This window comes from Bifidobacterium sp. ESL0784, from assembly GCF_029433295.1.
Classification (GTDB): Bacteria; Actinomycetota; Actinomycetes; order Actinomycetales; family Bifidobacteriaceae; genus Bifidobacterium.
Genome location: NZ_JAQTHV010000001.1, coordinates 177,969 through 194,601 on the forward strand (window position 1 = coordinate 177,969; position 16,633 = coordinate 194,601).

Below are 16,633 nucleotides of genomic sequence, written 5' to 3' on the forward strand. Positions count from 1 at the left end.
ATGCTTTCTGATACACAGAGATATGTACTGAACCCTGATTATGAATTTTTGGCAAGGCCGAAAACCAAAGATGTCGTAGCTATAGTAAAGAGTGACCTCTTTCAGCTTAAAGGAACCATGGCTGAGTCAATTCGCAGACACGCCATAAACGGTGTCCAGATTCCTGCCCTCTCTCAAGCACCGGAAAACGCTCTTGAGATGGCAGAGAAAACGCTTGTCTGTAGAGGCTTCATGGTCGAGTCTTCGAGCGAATTGCTTGATTTCGTCGATTGTCAGTGCGACCCGTCGATTCTTGTCAGTGGCAGCTTTCGATTTGTCGATTTCGTTGGCGTTACGCAGTTGAAAGAATTTGTTAGCATCATCGATAATTGGGCAACAAATGAATCAATTGTCCGGTCTGATAAATTTTCAATAATCATTTCGAGATCCTTAACCGATTCGAGGGTAAAACGACAGGTTGAGAAATTGTTGCAATCTGGGTCAAAGGTCTCGTTCTTCATCATTGAGCCTAACCGTTTTATAGTAGGTCCCGTTTTCCCGTCACATGAAATCACGCCTGAGGATCTTTTCCAATGTGTAAATTATAACGAAAAGTCAGAGCAATTAGACGCTGAGGAATTAATGACTTCTTTGAAACGTAGAACGATTCATGAAGGCTTACTAGGCGGTTTAAAGAACATCGCTGATTTCTTACAAGATCCAGAAGGCTGTCAGCTGCGGAATAGTTTAGTAAATACTTATGGCTCCAACCAAAGGCATTATGTTCGGCGCGCCCGCATCCAACCTGGTCCAGTTCCCACGGCAGCAATGCCATTGGTGCTGACAGAAGGAACTCATGGCGAGCGCCAATATACTTCGGAACAATTTGTGGAAAAATATTCGTTCCTTGTTTCTGACGTCACGGGTGTTGTCACTTCTTTGAATAGGGTTGAAACCAAAGAAAAATCAGAACCTTCTTTTGTGTATACGGCTGGCCATAATTGGGCTTTGAGAACCGATAATCCGGAATCGATTCGACGAAGCCTAAGAGGACAATCCGGCGGAAAAGGTATGACGGAAATTGACGCAATGGCAGGGGCGATAGCCGAAGCCGTTGAAAGGCATTCCACTATTGCCAGAGGTAATGAGCCGGTAGTCCGATGTAAATTCAAGGATTTGGCGAATGCGATTCATCCTAACGACATAGCTTTATTTTCACAACGGCAATTCAACAATAGAGAGGAACTGAATTCACTACCATCGCTTTACCACCATGTGCCAGAAATGTTCAATCAAGATAGTCTGTGCTCATTCGTACCGATATGGTCTCCCAGCAAGGATACGACTGCTTGGATGCTTGAATCGCAGGCGTACTATATGTTTCCCAATGCTGCTGCTCTACCGGGAGCGATCGACCCCAACGGTATGAAATATGCACGAGCGGATTCGAATGGTTGTGCAGCAGGTACAACGCTGGCAGATGCTGCATTCCAAGGAATCTGCGAATTGATTGAACGCGATGCGGTTTCAATTTGGTGGCATAACCGTATCAAACGACCGGAAATTTCAATTTCTTCTCTTAATAATACATATATCACCAATGTCGCCCAATGGATGAAAAAACATGGCCGGGACTTATGGCTGTTGGACCTGACTAACGATATCGGTATTCCTGTGGTCGCAGCCGTTAGTGCAACTTCGAAGATTGAGGGCACCAACAAAATTTTGCTAGGTTTCGGTTCACATGTGGATGTCAGCCGAGCCGCGACGCGTGCCATAAGTGAAGTTATTCAGTTCCAGGCAGCGCTTCCGGCAGAAGTTACGGGAGTGCAGCTCCCCAATCGGTTGACAGGAAGCGAAGCAATAGATTGGTTCGCGTTTCAAACCCTTGAAGCCAATGACTTTCTGCTTCCTAACGGACATAGCGATCCCTCGCGATATCAAAAGCAACGAGAATATGACATCAAGCAATTGATATCCTCGATTGAAGCCGTTGGCACCACAGTATTCTTATTGAATGAGACCCGTCCGGATATTGGCTTGCCGGTCGTGCGATGTGTAGCTCCGGGATTGAGACCGTGGTGGCGGCGGCTGGCTCCTGGGCGTTTATATGATGTGCCGGTAAAACTTGGGTGGCTTAAGTCTGCTCGCGCAGAAGAGGAGATGAATCCAATTGGCATGTTCTTCTGATATTTCAAAGATTTATGAGTGCTATTCGGATGGGAGAAAATTCTCGTCTGACGATGAAACCGCGGATTCATCTGTCAGCTATGCCCGTAGATATCGTGAAATAATGCATGACGCGACACATGGTTTAACCCGGGGGATCATAGAAATCGATGAAACCGAGAACATAATTGTATCCGGCCCTCATCAACCTATAATGGATATGGTCTTGAGTCGACGGGAGGACAAGACAAAGGCTGAGCTTTCTCCGAACGTCTATATCCGGCGAGTTGCTGCCAATCAGTACAGTCTGAGGGATTCCTCTTCTCCAGTGATACTTGATATAGACGAGGGTATTCTTCCTTGGGTGTTCTGTATTGATAAAGCACCGAATTATTTTACTAATCTTCTATGGAATCTGGGTTTTCTAAAAGACGAGAACGGCCTTCTTCCGGTGTTGCCGTTTGAAGATGAGCTGTGTTTGGAATATCCCAGATATGGTTCCCATAAACATGGGTACGGAGGAACTTATCGGTTGGCCAAACAATACCCGCAATTACTGCGCACATCCCTTGACCCGATAGTTCCTTGCGAGGATACTCTTGAATTGCCGCTGAGCTCAATTAACGAAATCGCTTTAAGTGACGCCATGCATAATAGAAGAAGCTGCAGGGACCATTCCACTCCTCCTGCCGCGCTTGAAGATGTCATGACTCTTCTTTTTCTGTCTGCGCACGGTGAGTCGTCAGGCAAAGGCGTTCAAAATGAGCCTTTATATCGTTTCCCGTATCCTTCTGGTGGTTCTTTGGGGGAGCTAAGGTTTTTGGTGATTGCAAATCGGATGACACTTGGTGGTGCGGAAACGGGTGAAACTTGCTTTGAATATCACCCATTGAGCAACATTATCTACAAGCATCACGTTAATAAAAAGGCATTGCATTCGTTGATCAGATTATACTCTCACATGCCCGGAATTCCTCCAGAAGAACTGCAATGTCTCATCATTGTATTGGCTGATGCCGGAAAAGTAGCTGGAAAATATGAATGTGTGGCTCCGTCTTTAATCTATAAACATGTAGGAGCGTGGATGCAAACGGCATATCTTGTCTCCACCCAACTCCCGCTATCCGTTTGTGCGCTCGGCGGAGGGCCTGCTGACGTCTTGCCCAGACTATTCGGTCTTGAAGATTCATTCTTGAGGCCTGTCGGAGAAATGGTATGTTCTAGGAGGCGTGATGATGATTTTGACAATAGTTCTTGTAGCTAGTTTTCTATTTCTTATACTCGCTTCTTTCGGTTTGGTAAAGTTGAAAGATGATGAGGATAAAGCGGTTACGAAGGGAAGTTTTGCTCGGGCTTCCAGATGGATGCTGCTTTTCTATACACCAGGGTTTGTGTTGTATATTCTGAAAACTTTTACTTCTGTATTAAAAGTTCCTGGATTGCTTATACCACTCTTGATTGCTGCGGGTTTCATCCTGGGATTCTTTGTTTTTTATGTGACCGAGAAGCAGTTGAGGGATAAGCGGAGATCTCAAATGGAAAAATCGGAATGACTGCGCTTGTTGGACTAGGGCCTTAGAATTTTGCACTAGCCTCAACTTGCCGAACTGTTAAGCTCTGTGGTGAGGTTGAGGGCGCCTTACGCGTGTGAAGGATACAGGTCGGAATGAGTGTGTGGTTGCAGACTCGGAAACCTTTTACAGTTCCGCTTCCGCATCAACTTGCATCACATACACATTCCTTCTCAAATACTTCGCCTGGCTACGCGAGATTTCACTGGAATCAAGCATGTCCTGAATCACGCCGAGTTCGATGGAATAGCTCTCATGTTTGACCTCGTCGATTTGCGGAGCGGCCTTTGCGGTGGCCGCGACGTCCTTGCGGCTGCGCAGTTCGGCCCGTGCGCGCTGGTAGTCGCGCAGCAGTAGTGTGCAGTATTCGGATTTGTAGGTATCGTCGCGCATTTCCTGGTAAAGCCGGTCGATGACGTGGTCGATGGCGTCGATTTGCGTGGCTCGCAGATAATAGTAAATTTCATTCTCATTGAGCATTGGTGCGGTGCGACGGAACTTGTTGTTGGCCCGACGCGCGAATGTCGTAACCTGCCGCTTCAGTGCATGCACACGTCCGCGGATTTGCGAGACCGCACGATGATGCGTTTTCTTGTCGGCCGTATGCCGCAGCGTGTTCATGATCTGATCGAGCATGCGCTCACAGGCCTCAATCTGCAGTTGTTTGTTGTGCTCGTTCATGTCGGTGTCGGCTTGAGTGGTCGCCAGCCGGTCGCGCACATAGTCCTTTTCCCAATGCAGCGCGTCGATTTGCAGCGTCTCGAATTCCTCGATATCGAAACCGCTGATACGTTGGCGCAGGCGGGTGATTCGGCTGTTGTAGGAATCAATGACAGGCAGAATCACACGGCGGTTATCGTCGGTGACTCGACTTGAAAGTTCCTGCACGGTGCGGGTGAGTTCCTCGATGGTGATTTCGATGAGTTTTTCCGATTCATCGGCATCGTCCTTGGCCGGCGCGAGTAGCGGCAGCATGAAGTTCGCCAGCAGCAGCGTCAGGACGATAACCCCGGAAGCGATGAAAATAAGCTCGTTACGCATCGGGAAGGCATCGCCGGAAGCGACGGTGTAGGGAATAGTGAACATCAGGGCCAGCGTGATGGTGCCCTTCGGCCCGCCGAACGTCATAACCGCCGAATCGCGTAGCGAGCGCGCTTTCAGGGTGACCCTTTTGCCGGTTTCGCGGTCGCGCGTGGGGGCGGCAATCAGCCAGACCCACAGGAAGCGGATGGCAATGGCCACGACGGTGACCAACAGAATAATGCAGACCAGCGCGGTATTGCTGACATTGTGGTCGTCCCAACTGGCGCGCATGGCTCCCGGTAGTTGCATACCGAGCAGGATGAACACGGTGCCGTTCAGAACGAACGAAAGCACGGTCCACACGCTGTTCGAAACGATGTTCGTGCGGGCGACGTTGGGACCGCCGATGCCGTTGCGGTCGAAGTGGACGGTCAAGCCGAAGGCAACCACCGCAAGAATGCCGGAGACGTGGAATTCCTCGGCCCCGAGGAAGACCAGGAACGGTAGGAACAGTTCCATCAGGATCCGTGTGGTCATCGTTTCCCAGCCGAGTTGCCGTGCCAGGGTAAAGATCCAGTTGGCGAGGAAGCCTGCGACGATACCGATGATGATGCCGCCGAAGAACGAGAGCAAAAAATCCTTGGTGGCGCTGGCCATCGAGAAGGAGCCGGTTACGGCGGCCAGAATCGAGAACTGGAAGCCGATAACGCCGGAGGCGTCGTTGAAGAGCGATTCGCCGGTCAGTATGCCGGATTGTTCCTTGGTAAACGAGGCTTCGCTGGAAAGTGAGGACACCGCCACCGCGTCGGTCGGCCCGAGCGCCGCACCCAGCGCGAATGCCGCCGCCAGAGGAATTACGGGCCACACCGCATGCAGCATGAATCCGACAACGGCCATAGTCCCGAGGGCCAGGCCGATGGCCATGGGCAGTGAGAATTTCAACGTCTTGAAGAGCATCCGCTTGTCGATTTCGTGCGCTTCGACATAGAGCAGCGGCGCGATGAACATGACCATGAACAGTTCCGGATCAAGTTTGACGTGCGGGAAGGCGGGAAGGAAAGCGAGGGCGACGCCGAGTGCGATTTGCACGAGCGGAGTCGATATTCGCGGAATAAACCGGCTGACGAATGACGAGAGCACGACGGCCCCCAGAATGCAGAGAATCAGCTCGAAAATTGCCACGGATTTCGGTTCCTTTCTTGTGGGCTTCGTTGCGGTTTGCTTGTTGGTTCGGATATTTCAAAGATTTCGGACACTATCTATATTCACTATATCGAATCGGTATTTCGACATTATGCCTCAAGCTTTGCGGATTGCTTTTAGACTGGGAACCATGGACACTGCGAGTTTGCATAACGCGATGGGTGAGGCGCTGGGTTTGGCGCATGAGGCGGCGGCCGCCTGCGAAGTCCCGGTCGGGGCGGTCGTGCTTGACGCTGACGGCACGATTATCGGTCGGGGCCGCAATCGGCGCGAGGCCGACGGCGACCCGCTCGCCCACGCTGAAGTGGTGGCGATGCGGGAGGCGGCAAGAAGGCGCGGGGATTCAGAGCATAATCGCCAAGATGTTAATGTGATACGTTTTGATGACTGTGAACAAGCCGGTAATTCTGCTGATTTGCCATCTGCCGATGAAAAGCAGGATATATCGATGCAGAATGCTTGGAATCTTACCGATTGCACACTGGTGGTCACCCTTGAACCGTGTCCGATGTGTGCCGGAGCTGCATTACAGACTCATGTCGGCCGTATTGTTTTCGGTGCCTGGGACGTCAAACTGGGGGCGTGTGGCTCGGTCTGGGACATCCCGCGCGATCCGCACGTCGGCGCCCGCCCCGAGGTTATCGGCGGTGTGCGGGAGGGCGAATGCACGCAGCTGCTCACGAGGTTTTTCTCTGTAAGGCGGTAGCGGTGGTGTCTTCATTCATCAAGTATGTGATGAATTTGTGAAGAGCAAGTTGTTTTTACGGCACTGAATGAACGGTATGAATCTTTTGCTGCTCCCTGCTATGCCGGACTCGATGGTGAACTATCAAATCGTTGAAATTATGCCGTTTTAGAATTTTCGGTTTCAGTAAGTGTCGTACAAATGCAGCAGCGAACCTCCATTATGAGTATTTCAGCTTTTAGTGCTGCGTACCACGTACAGTGGCACTTCCCGATTGCCCGTGCTTCTTCATTACCAAAATAAACAGCCGGATATTCTATTTGTTCGGCAGCTTCGGGCCGATGCCGGGCGTGATTTTCAGGGCCGTCCAGGTGGAACGCAGCAGAATGATGAAGAGGTAAGCCGCCAGCAGATACGAGCCCACCTTCGCTGAGACGAACGCGGCGATCCAAGCCCCGAATGGCGTCCCGCAAGCCGCAGCGACGCCAATGATCAGGCCGTTCTTAAGGTGCACCAGCCCGCGCTCCCAATTGGCGATGGTGCCAGTGATGGCGCTCGGGAACATTGCCAGAAGCGAGGTGCCACGCGCAATCAAGTCGCTCGCCCCGAACAGCAGTGAAAGCGCCGGAACGGTGACGGCTCCGCCTCCGATGCCCAAAAGCGCCGAAAGCATGCCGATGAGCACGCCGAGCAGCACAAGCAGAATACCTTTGATCACGGTCAAGTGAATGCTGGAATTGCGTGAGGGCGTTAAAATCAGCTGGCTGACCACGACGAACGCCAGAAACGCGACGAAGAACCAGCGCAGGAACACTTCCGAAAGTCGGGAGAGCAGCCAGCTGCCAATCTGCGAGCCGATAATCGTGCCGATCACCATCAGCAGCGCCGCTATCCAATCAACGTGGCCGCTTATGGCATACGAAATAACTCCGGAAATCGAAAGCGGGATGATGGCGGCCAGCGAGGTCGCCGCCGCGTGCCGCTGAGTCATGCCGAGCCACACCAGGGCCGGTACGATGATCGATCCGCCGCCGATGCCGAAAAGCCCCGAGAAGAAACCTGCGATGAGCCCGACGGCGATCATGATGACTATCTGTTCCACAGGCCCTCGCGTAACGGGCGTTTCCTCCTGAACTTCGTCCCCGGCTTCCACTCTGGCCTTAGCCCTGGCTTCGTCATCCGCCTCACCGTCCGCTCCTTCGTTCGCTGCCTGTTCCTTCTCGCTCATGCCGTTCCCGCTTCTTTCTCGTTTTTCGCTGTCACTGCCTGTCATGCTGCCTCCGGGTTTGTTTCCGGTTCTGTCGTTATTTCAGGCGGGCAACATTTCAGGCCAATAACCGTTCTCTTATATTCCACATATTGTATGAAGCCCGCCAAAGATTCTGCTTCGATCCCCGTCGAAAGCTCATGATGTGGTCAAACGAGTTTCCTGATTTCTCCGCATGCCCCATCGTGGAGGTTCAGCCTTTGCACAAACGATTCTCCCATATGGGTTTTGTGAGCTAGAATACAAATAGCGGTAGATGTCTGTGAGGGTGAGCTTGGATTTGCCTTTGCGAATAGCGATTCCAACGACGAAGGAGTATTCATGGCACGTTTGATTATCGTTTCCAACAGGCTTCCGGTTTCCCTGCATGCCAAACCGGACGGCACCTACGCCCTTAAACAAAGCATCGGCGGTCTCGCCACGGCCATCGGCCCCTACCATAAGTCCCACAACGACTGCCTTTGGGTCGGCTGGAGCAGTATCGACCCCGAAACGCGCACGAAGGTGGAAATCGACAAGATTCGCGAGGAATTCAAAAGTCGTCGTTGCATCCCGCTTTTCCTGACCCAAAAAGAAATCGACGGATACTACGCCGGTTATTCCAACGATACGCTCTGGCCGTTGTTCCATGATTTCGCCCACGAGGCCAAATTCGATTCCTCCACTTGGAAGGTCTACCAGGAGGTCAACCAGAAGTTTGCCGACACGATTGCCGAGTTGGTCAATTCCGATGACACCGTGTGGATTCAGGATTATCACCTTATGCTGGTTCCGGCCATGCTGCGTGCCCGTTTTCCCGAGCTCAAGATCGGCTGGTTCCTTCACATCCCGTTCCCGAGCCCTGAGATCTTCCACCAGCTGCCGAACGGCAAGGATCTGCTCGAAGGCCTGATGGGCGCGGATTTGCTGGGCTTCCACACCGAAGGGTTCTGCGTTAATTTCCTTGAGTCCGTTCGCACGTTATTGGGCTTGAATGTTAACAAGGATGGCCGTATCCCGGTCGGAAAGGGCGCGTCGCAACGTTTCGTGACGGTTGACGCCTTCCCGATCGGCATCGATTACGGTCTTTATCGCCGTAATTCCCACTCCAGTCTTGCGCAGGCCATGCGCCACGGCATCGAGGCCGTCAGCGGCAAGCGCACTAGGCGCGTGAGCACCTCCCTTACAGCTGAATCCGAGGCTGCGGCCGAAGCCAGCGATCAGGAGGAAAACTGGTGGAGCGCCCATACCGGCGATGAACTGCCCGAGGTTGAGCTTGCGCAGTCTGCTGCGGCCAAACGCGGCACCGAAGGCAACAAGGTGGTCGTTTCCGTCGATCGCCTCGATTACACAAAGGGCCTTCCCGAACGGCTACGTGCCTTTGACTTGATGCTGAGCCGTTACCCGGAGTGGGTCGGTCACGTTACGTATTACCTTTTGGCGACACCGACGCGTGAGGACGTCGAGACGTACCGCAAGCTGAAGGACCAGGTCGACCAGCTGGTCGGTGAGATCAATGGCAAATATTCACTGCTTTCCTGGACCCCTATCCATTACATCACGCGTTCGCTGCCCATCAAGCCAGTCTGCGGCATCTACACCGCCGGCGACGTCGCGTTGGTCACCCCGCTTCGTGACGGCATGAATCTGGTCGCCAAGGAATATCTGGCCTCCCGTGATGGCCGTGACGGTGCGTTGGTGCTTTCCGACGAGTGTGGCGCGGCCCGCGAGCTGACGGACGCCTTCATCGTCAATCCCTACGATACAGAAGCGGTGTGCGAGGCCTTGCATTCTGCTTTGGAGATCGGTTCCGACGAAGCCAAGCGCCGCAACGCCGCCATGCAGGCTCGCCTGAAGTACCGCACCGCAGGCCTGTGGAGCTCCGAGTTCCTAAGCACGTTGCGTCAGGTGAGCGACCCGCGTATGGCCGATCGCCGCTTGCAAAGCGTCCAGCGCGATCACTTGGTCCACGAGTGGGGTCAATCCAAGCGCAAGCTGGTATTGTGCGATTACGACGGAACCTTGACACAGATCGTCCGCACGCCTGGCCGTGCCAAGCCGACGCATCGTTTGCTTGATTTATTGCGTAAAGTCGGTTCCATTCCCGATGTTGATTTGTATCTGGTTTCCGGTCGCACGCGCGAGACGATGGGCGAGTGGTTCGGCTGCCTGCCGATCGGTCTGATTGCCGAGCACGGCGCTTGGCACACCAAGCCGATTGACGGAGAGACCAAGAAATCCGCAGACGGCAAGACGATTACCCCCAAGCGTTACTGGCGACGTGCCGACGGCCTTCCCGACCCGGATGAATGGCGTCCGATCATCGAGACCATCATGAACAAGTCCGTCGCCCGCGTCCCGCAGTCCTTCATCGAATACAAGTCCACGGATTTGGCATGGCATTATCGCATGAGCGATCAGAAGCTGGCCCAGGAGCAGCGTGAGCGTCTGGTCGACGAACTGGAGAAGGTATGTCCGCAGTACGGCCTGATGGTCATGCGCAATGCCAAGGTCATCGAGGTCTGCCCGGCCAACGTCAGCAAAGGCGAGGCCGTGAAACCGTTGCTGGAAAGCGGCCGTTACGATTTCGTGCTCGCATTGGGCGACGACACCACCGACGAGACGATGTTTGCTTCAGTCACCGATTGTGCTTGCGCCCGTGATGAGGCTGATGCGCTCAATGAGCTTGACGTCGACAACGCCGGCGTGGCGAAGATGGTCGATTCCATCGAGACGGTCACTGCGGTTGACGACGCGGCGTCTGCGGGCGCGGGTTCGAAGCCCGCCTCAAAATCTCCCAGGTCTTCCGCAGCATGGACGATCAAGGTCGGTGCCGGCGAGACGAACGCCCGTTCGCGCATCGCCACCCCAACCGACACCGGTCGCCTGCTGGGTTACCTGGTAGCCGAGTCCGAGGCCGTCACTGCCGGCACCGCCCCTGTTGAAAAGCCGAAGCCCAAGCGCGCTTCAAAGTCAAAAGCCGCGTCCGAGCCTAGGCGCGTATCAAAGTCCAAGAAGTAATATTCGTATTTTGGGACGTTGATGCAGGCAGCGTGTTTCAGAGCCGTACAATTCCGGTATGAAACAAGTTGACGTTGTCAAAGCACTGCAGCACAATCACGCATCCGAGTTGAAGAAGGCCGCCGAAAGGCTGAAAGGCACTGCGCGCCATACACGCATTATTCCTTCGCCAGTGCTTTCGGAGGCCACGGGCCACGAGGTTCTTTTGAAGCCGGAGAATCTTCAGGTCACAGGTTCCTTCAAGATTCGCGGCGCGTACAACAAGATTGCCTCGCTGAGTGACGAAGAGCTGGCACGTGGCATTGTCACCGCTTCTGCCGGCAACCATGCGCAGGGCGTCGCCTACGCGGCCCGTGAACGTGCCGCGAAAGCGACCATCGTGATGCCCGAAATCACCCCACCGCTCAAGGTCGACGCGACCAAGTCCTACGGTGCCAATGTCGTCCTGCACGGCAATCTCTTCGACGATGCCGCCGAATACGCCTCGCAGCTTTCGCAGCGCGAAGGCATGATCTACGTGCCTCCTTTTGACGATTACGAGGTCCTTTGCGGCCAGGGCACCATTGGTTTGGAGATTCTCGAGGATGTCCCGAACATCACTGATGTCGTGGTTCCCCTGGGTGGCGGTGGTCTGGGTTCCGGCGTGGCGCTCGCCATCAAGACTTTCAAGCCGGAAGTCCGCGTCATAGGAGCGATTCCAGAGGGTTCGCCTGCTTTCAAGAATTCGTTCGCGGCAGGCATGGTTGTTCCTGCCGACAAGGTGGTCACCTCCGCCGAGGGCGTTGCGGTCGGCCATCCTGGTGACCTCACCTTCGCGATCCTCAATGAATACCTCGATGACTTGATTACCGTCACCGAGCGTGACATCAACGAGATGATCCTGCTGATGATGGAGAAGCACAAGCTTGTGGTCGAAGCCGCCGGTGCCGTCTCGCTGGCCGCTCTTGAGCACTTGAGCCTGCGCTCGCGGGTCTTTGCCGCCGCCAAGGGCAAGCACGTCATCGTTCCGATTATTTCCGGCGGCAACATCGATACGGTGACCATTGGTGCGGTTATCCAAAAGGGCATGATCGCCCGCGGCCGCATCATGAACTTCGAGGTCGAGCTACCTGATACCCCGGGCCAACTGGTCAAGGTGGCGCAAGTCCTGGCAGACGCCCGTGCCAACGTCATCGAACTCAACCACGACCAGTTCAAGGCCTCCGGCCATTACACGAATTCGGTTTCGCTCGGCGTCACCGTCGAGACCAACGGCCCCGACCACATCGCTCAGGTCCTAAATGCTCTGAAAGACGCTGGTTTCGATCCCAAGCGCGTGTACTGATATCTCGCTTTGCCAATGAACGTGGCCTTGCCTGGGCATTAAACCTCAGCAAGGCCACGTTTTTATACCTTATATTGGTATTTCCATACTTGAATTTCATATACCTGCGAGGCTTGTCTGACTATGGCTGTCACCAGTGATGTCGCCTGTTGATAACAGTGTCTACTCGACGGTAAAAGTATCGATATCGCTGAGGTCCTTGGTTACGGTCGCTTCGGTAAAGCTGATTTCATACAACAATAGGTTCCCGTCGGCTGCGCGCAGCGTGTTCGCATAGGCCGGAATCTTGGCGACGAATCGATTGGCAATTTCATCGATGCTTTTCCTACTTGGGCGAGCAACTCCCTGTGCTTTCACATGCTCGTTGCCGCCATGAGGAATAGTCGTAAAGGCGACGTGGACATTTATCTGCATTTCCTTGACCTTGTTATTGCCTTTAAACGTCGCAAAGTAAAGGATGTTATCAGCAGGATCAAAATAAAAATTGACGATTCTCACGTCAGGAATGTTGTTGACCGAAGTCGCCAATGCCATTTCTGTTTGTTCCGCCAAGATTCGGTAGAATTCCTCTTTCGTATTCATAGTCAATTACTTATTGGCCTTTCTTAGCGGAGTATCGCCTTATGATTTCCCGTTAGTTTCGTGATGTCGCCAATAACCATAAACAAATGCTGCAGTCATACCATTTGTCCGGTTATAGAGGCTTTGATCTGTTACTCTTATTTCTCCGCTTCAGCGATGGTCTCGTCCACCAGTTCCGGCAGCGCTTTGGCGATATCGTCGTGGATAAGACGCGTGGCGATGTTGTCGTACTGCGTGCGCCCCATATTCATAATGGTCATCGGCACCCCGGCCTGTACGGCGGTCGGCGCCAGCGATGCTGCGGGGAAAACCTCAAGCGTCGAGCCGATCACCCAGAACTCGTCGGCCTTGGCCACCCGTGCCATCGACTTTTCCATGGCGCCTTCCGGCAGCATTTCGCCGAAGTAGACCACGTCGGTTTTGATGAGACCGTTGCAAGGCATATTCCCGCTATACGGCAGCTTGCGATGGCAGTGCGGGTCCGGGTCGTTGTCGAGATTGTCCATGATATCGGCCGTTTTGTATTCGGCATGGCATTTCATACAGTGCGAAGTGCCGATGGTCCCGTGCAGATTGACGATGAGGTCGCTTGAATTGCCGGCCTTCTCGTGCAGCGCGTCAAAGTTCTGCGTGGCCAGGAGCGTCAGAAGCCCTGCCTTTTCAAGCTTTACCAGAGCTTTGTGCGCCTCGCCCGGCTGTGCGTTCCACACGGGCGATGCCTTCTGCCAGGCCCACGAATACTCGCGTGCCTTCTTGTCGTTCATAAACGCGTCGATGTCGTAAACGCTCATCTGGTCCGGGTGCTTGGTCCACACCCCGTCCGGCCCGCGGAAATCGGGGATTCCCGCCGAAGTCGAAATGCCGGCACCAGTCAATACCGCAATTTTTTTAGTCATATATATTATTGTAATCAGGCTTGCGCAACTTCGCTTTTGCAGTCGCCAACCCATTGCGGCAACAGCGGAATCGTTCTCGATTTTCTTACGGAATTCGGCTTTTGCCGGCTCGCTATTGCAAGCAGAATAACGTCAGGAAAATCAGAAGCGCCGCCACTGCTATGAAGACGAGAAATCTTGTCGGAATTTCAACGTGCATAGTAATGAATACCACCACTAAAATATTAAGGATGGATAGAAGACCGGCAACTGAATGATTGGGGTGCTCCTCTCCGACTCGCTCGCCGGCCGAATAAATAGATGCAATGCTTAAAGCCATACCCACCAACGATGCTATCGCATATGGAATTTTATCGAATCGGTCGCTGAGTATGAGGGCAGCGCCCCATTCCACGTCAAGCAGCAATGCCACCAGCAAATATGCCCACCAAGGCAAATGGAGTTTGTGTCGGTGTTTTCTGGGGCTCATAGCAGACAGTATAACCGGGCCATCTATCGTCGTTGCCCGTTTGCTGCCAATGAGCCAAGCTCCTGTTGCTCCGCTTTATGAGGTGTCCTTTATGAAGTAGATCTTTCGTCATGGATGATTTGTCGAAACTGTGCTGGGTTATGGCCGATAAAGGATAAGCAACAAGGGATGGGGCGGAAAAATGTATGTCTTGAACACGGGGCGCGCAATAAGGCAAGCGCTAGCGTTCCTGGAAGTTGATGTTGGTGAATCGGCCGGTACCATATCGATTGCGAATCTGGTGTACGGGAGCGCTGAGTTGCTGTGTGGGTTTATCGCTGAGTAACGGAAGTATGTTTCGATGCCAGCTGGCTTATCTCAATATCCAAAACAGAGAAGAAAGGTCTCAAAAACGTGTAATTATTTGTTTTTGTCATTTTCGTTTTGACACGCCGGGGGGAAAGAATTATGTCGATTTGATTCTTGATATTTACGGGCTAGAATAACGCGTAAAGGTGCAATACGCCTATAATGACACGCCGAAAGAACCGCATCGTTGCAACGGTTCTTAAGGTTTTTGCACCCTTCAACTTGCGCATAATCCGATTTCCGCGTATATTTATCTCTTGCTGCTCAACACGGCAACTTCTCCTCTAAGAGTTGAGATTGTTTGTTGGTGTGGTGGTGGTTTGAGAACTCAAGAGTGTGTCTGTACTACTTTTATTGTAAAGCTTTTTTTGATTGCCAGTTCGGCGCGTGCCTTTCGGGGTGCCCTAGGGGGCTTAATTCGTGTCGAGGTTTTTAGTGTGGACCATTCCCCCTTATGGAATGGTTCCGTCAATTATTTATTATGAGAGTCGTTGAACGGCTTTCTGCAATTTTTTTGTGGAGGGTTCGATTCTGGCTCAGGATGAACGCTGGCGGCGTGCTTAACACATGCAAGTCGAACGGGATCCATGGTGCTTGCACCGTGGTGAGAGTGGCGAACGGGAGAGTAATGCGTGACCAACCTGCCCCATGTTCCGGAATAGCTCCTGGAAACGGGTGGTAATGCCGGGTGTTCCGCGTGATCGCATGTGATCGCGGGAAAGGGTTACCGACATGGGATGGGGTCGCGTCCTATCAGCTTGTTGGCGGGGCAACGGCCCACCAAGGCTTTGACGGGTAGCCGGCCTGAGAGGGCGACCGGCCTCATTGGGACTGAGATACGGCCCAGACTCCTACGGGAGGCAGCAGTGGGGAATATTGCACAATGGGGGGAACCCTGATGCAGCGACGCCGCGTGCGGGATGAAGGCCTTCGGGTTGTAAACCGCTTTTGTTGGGGAGCAAGCGAGAGTGAGTGTACCCTTCGAATAAGCGCCGGCTAACTACGTGCCAGCAGCCGCGGTAATACGTAGGGCGCAAGCGTTATCCGGATTTATTGGGCGTAAAGAGCTCGTAGGCGGTTCGTCGCGTCTGGTGTGAAAGCCCATCGCTTAACGATGGGTCTGCGCCGGATACGGGCGGGCTTGAGTGCAGTAGGGGAGACTGGAATTCCCGGTGTAACGGTGGAATGTGTAGATATCGGGAAGAACACCAATGGCGAAGGCAGGTCTCTGGGCTGTTACTGACGCTGAGGAGCGAAAGCGTGGGGAGCGAACAGGATTAGATACCCTGGTAGTCCACGCCGTAAACGGTGGATGCTGGATGTGGGGCCCATTCCACGGGTTCCGCGTCGGAGCTAACGCGTTAAGCATCCCGCCTGGGGAGTACGGCCGCAAGGCTAAAACTCAAAGAAATTGACGGGGGCCCGCACAAGCGGCGGAGCATGCGGATTAATTCGATGCAACGCGAAGAACCTTACCTGGGCTTGACATGTTCCGGATCGCGGCAGAGATGTCGTTTCCCTTCGGGGCCGGTTCACAGGTGGTGCATGGTCGTCGTCAGCTCGTGTCGTGAGATGTTGGGTTAAGTCCCGCAACGAGCGCAACCCTCGCCTTGTGTTGCCAGCACGTTATGGTGGGAACTCACAAGGGACCGCCGGGGTCAACTCGGAGGAAGGTGGGGATGACGTCAGATCATCATGCCCCTTACGTCCAGGGCTTCACGCATGCTACAATGGCCGGTACAACGGGATGCGACATGGCGACATGGAGCGGATCCCTTAAAACCGGTCTCAGTTCGGATTGGAGTCTGCAACCCGACTCCATGAAGGCGGAGTCGCTAGTAATCGCGGATCAGCAACGCCGCGGTGAATGCGTTCCCGGGCCTTGTACACACCGCCCGTCAAGTCATGAAAGTGGGCAGCACCCGAAGCCGGTGTCCGAACCCTTTTGGGGCGGAGCCGTCTAAGGTGAGGCTCGTGATTGGGACTAAGTCGTAACAAGGTAGCCGTACCGGAAGGTGCGGCTGGATCACCTCCTTTCTACGGAGAATTCAGGATGCTGTTCGGCATCCGGTGTCGGGCCTGCCGGGGATGTTCCCTGGTGTGGTCCTGCTGGTGTG

Annotated in this window: 11 protein-coding genes and 1 rRNA gene; 7 read left to right on the forward strand and 5 right to left on the reverse strand. The window is 53.6% G+C overall.

What is annotated here, in order from left to right; all coding sequences use genetic code 11:
* The 3 genes from PT279_RS00645 to PT279_RS00655 are packed head-to-tail and all read left to right on the forward strand — an operon-like array spanning position 1 to position 3,701.
* A complete protein-coding gene (locus PT279_RS00645) occupies positions 1-2,169 on the forward strand; it encodes a YcaO-like family protein (protein ID WP_277164480.1) in 2,169 nt (722 codons plus the stop codon).
* Positions 2,153-3,412: a nitroreductase family protein gene (locus tag PT279_RS00650; RefSeq protein WP_277164482.1), complete on the forward strand. Its 1,260-nt coding sequence runs from the start codon at positions 2,153-2,155 to the stop codon at positions 3,410-3,412. The genes PT279_RS00645 and PT279_RS00650 overlap by 17 nt, the downstream gene beginning before the upstream one ends.
* Entirely contained in the window at positions 3,381-3,701 is a 321-nt protein-coding gene (locus PT279_RS00655; protein WP_277164484.1) for a hypothetical protein, read from the forward strand. Before PT279_RS00650 ends, PT279_RS00655 begins: the two co-directional genes overlap by 32 nt.
* A 144-nt stretch (positions 3,702-3,845) precedes the next feature.
* Here PT279_RS00655 and PT279_RS00660 read toward each other — a convergent pair whose 3' ends face one another.
* On the reverse strand, positions 3,846-5,924 hold the full coding sequence (locus tag PT279_RS00660; RefSeq protein ID WP_277164486.1) for a Na+/H+ antiporter: 2,079 nt from the start codon (positions 5,922-5,924) through the stop codon (positions 3,846-3,848).
* A gap of 151 nt (positions 5,925-6,075) precedes the next feature.
* On the opposite strand from PT279_RS00660, the gene PT279_RS00665 reads away from it, so the two are divergent.
* Complete coding sequence (locus tag PT279_RS00665; protein ID WP_277164488.1) at positions 6,076-6,651, forward strand: nucleoside deaminase; 576 nt, start codon at positions 6,076-6,078, stop codon at positions 6,649-6,651.
* 295 nt (positions 6,652-6,946) lie between these two features.
* On the opposite strand, the gene PT279_RS00670 is transcribed toward PT279_RS00665, so the two are convergent.
* Complete coding sequence (locus tag PT279_RS00670; protein WP_348519360.1) at positions 6,947-7,714, reverse strand: sulfite exporter TauE/SafE family protein; 768 nt, start codon at positions 7,712-7,714, stop codon at positions 6,947-6,949.
* Between the two features lie 504 nt (positions 7,715-8,218).
* On the opposite strand from PT279_RS00670, the gene otsB reads away from it, so the two are divergent.
* A complete protein-coding gene (gene otsB / locus PT279_RS00675; protein ID WP_277164492.1) occupies positions 8,219-10,897 on the forward strand; it encodes a trehalose-phosphatase in 2,679 nt (892 codons plus the stop codon).
* A gap of 58 nt (positions 10,898-10,955) precedes the next feature.
* Positions 10,956-12,221 carry a threonine ammonia-lyase gene (gene ilvA, locus PT279_RS00680; RefSeq protein WP_277164494.1) on the forward strand — a complete coding sequence of 422 codons (1,266 nt, stop codon included), beginning with the start codon at positions 10,956-10,958 and terminating at the stop codon, positions 12,219-12,221.
* A 162-nt stretch (positions 12,222-12,383) separates the two neighbouring features.
* On the opposite strand, the gene PT279_RS00685 is transcribed toward ilvA, so the two are convergent.
* From PT279_RS00685 to PT279_RS00695, 3 genes are all read right to left on the reverse strand, one after another.
* On the reverse strand, positions 12,384-12,803 hold the full coding sequence (locus PT279_RS00685; RefSeq protein ID WP_277164496.1) for a pyridoxamine 5'-phosphate oxidase family protein: 420 nt from the start codon (positions 12,801-12,803) through the stop codon (positions 12,384-12,386).
* A gap of 137 nt (positions 12,804-12,940) precedes the next feature.
* Positions 12,941-13,699, reverse strand: coding sequence for a Sir2 family NAD-dependent protein deacetylase (locus PT279_RS00690; protein ID WP_277164498.1), 759 nt, complete (start codon positions 13,697-13,699; stop codon positions 12,941-12,943).
* Positions 13,700-13,811: 112 nt separating this feature from the next.
* Entirely contained in the window at positions 13,812-14,117 is a 306-nt protein-coding gene (locus PT279_RS00695) for a hypothetical protein (protein ID WP_277164500.1), read from the reverse strand.
* Between the two features lie 912 nt (positions 14,118-15,029).
* Here PT279_RS00695 and PT279_RS00700 point away from each other — a divergent pair.
* A 16S ribosomal RNA gene (locus tag PT279_RS00700) occupies positions 15,030-16,553 on the forward strand.
* The last annotated feature ends 80 nt before the right edge of the window (positions 16,554-16,633 follow it).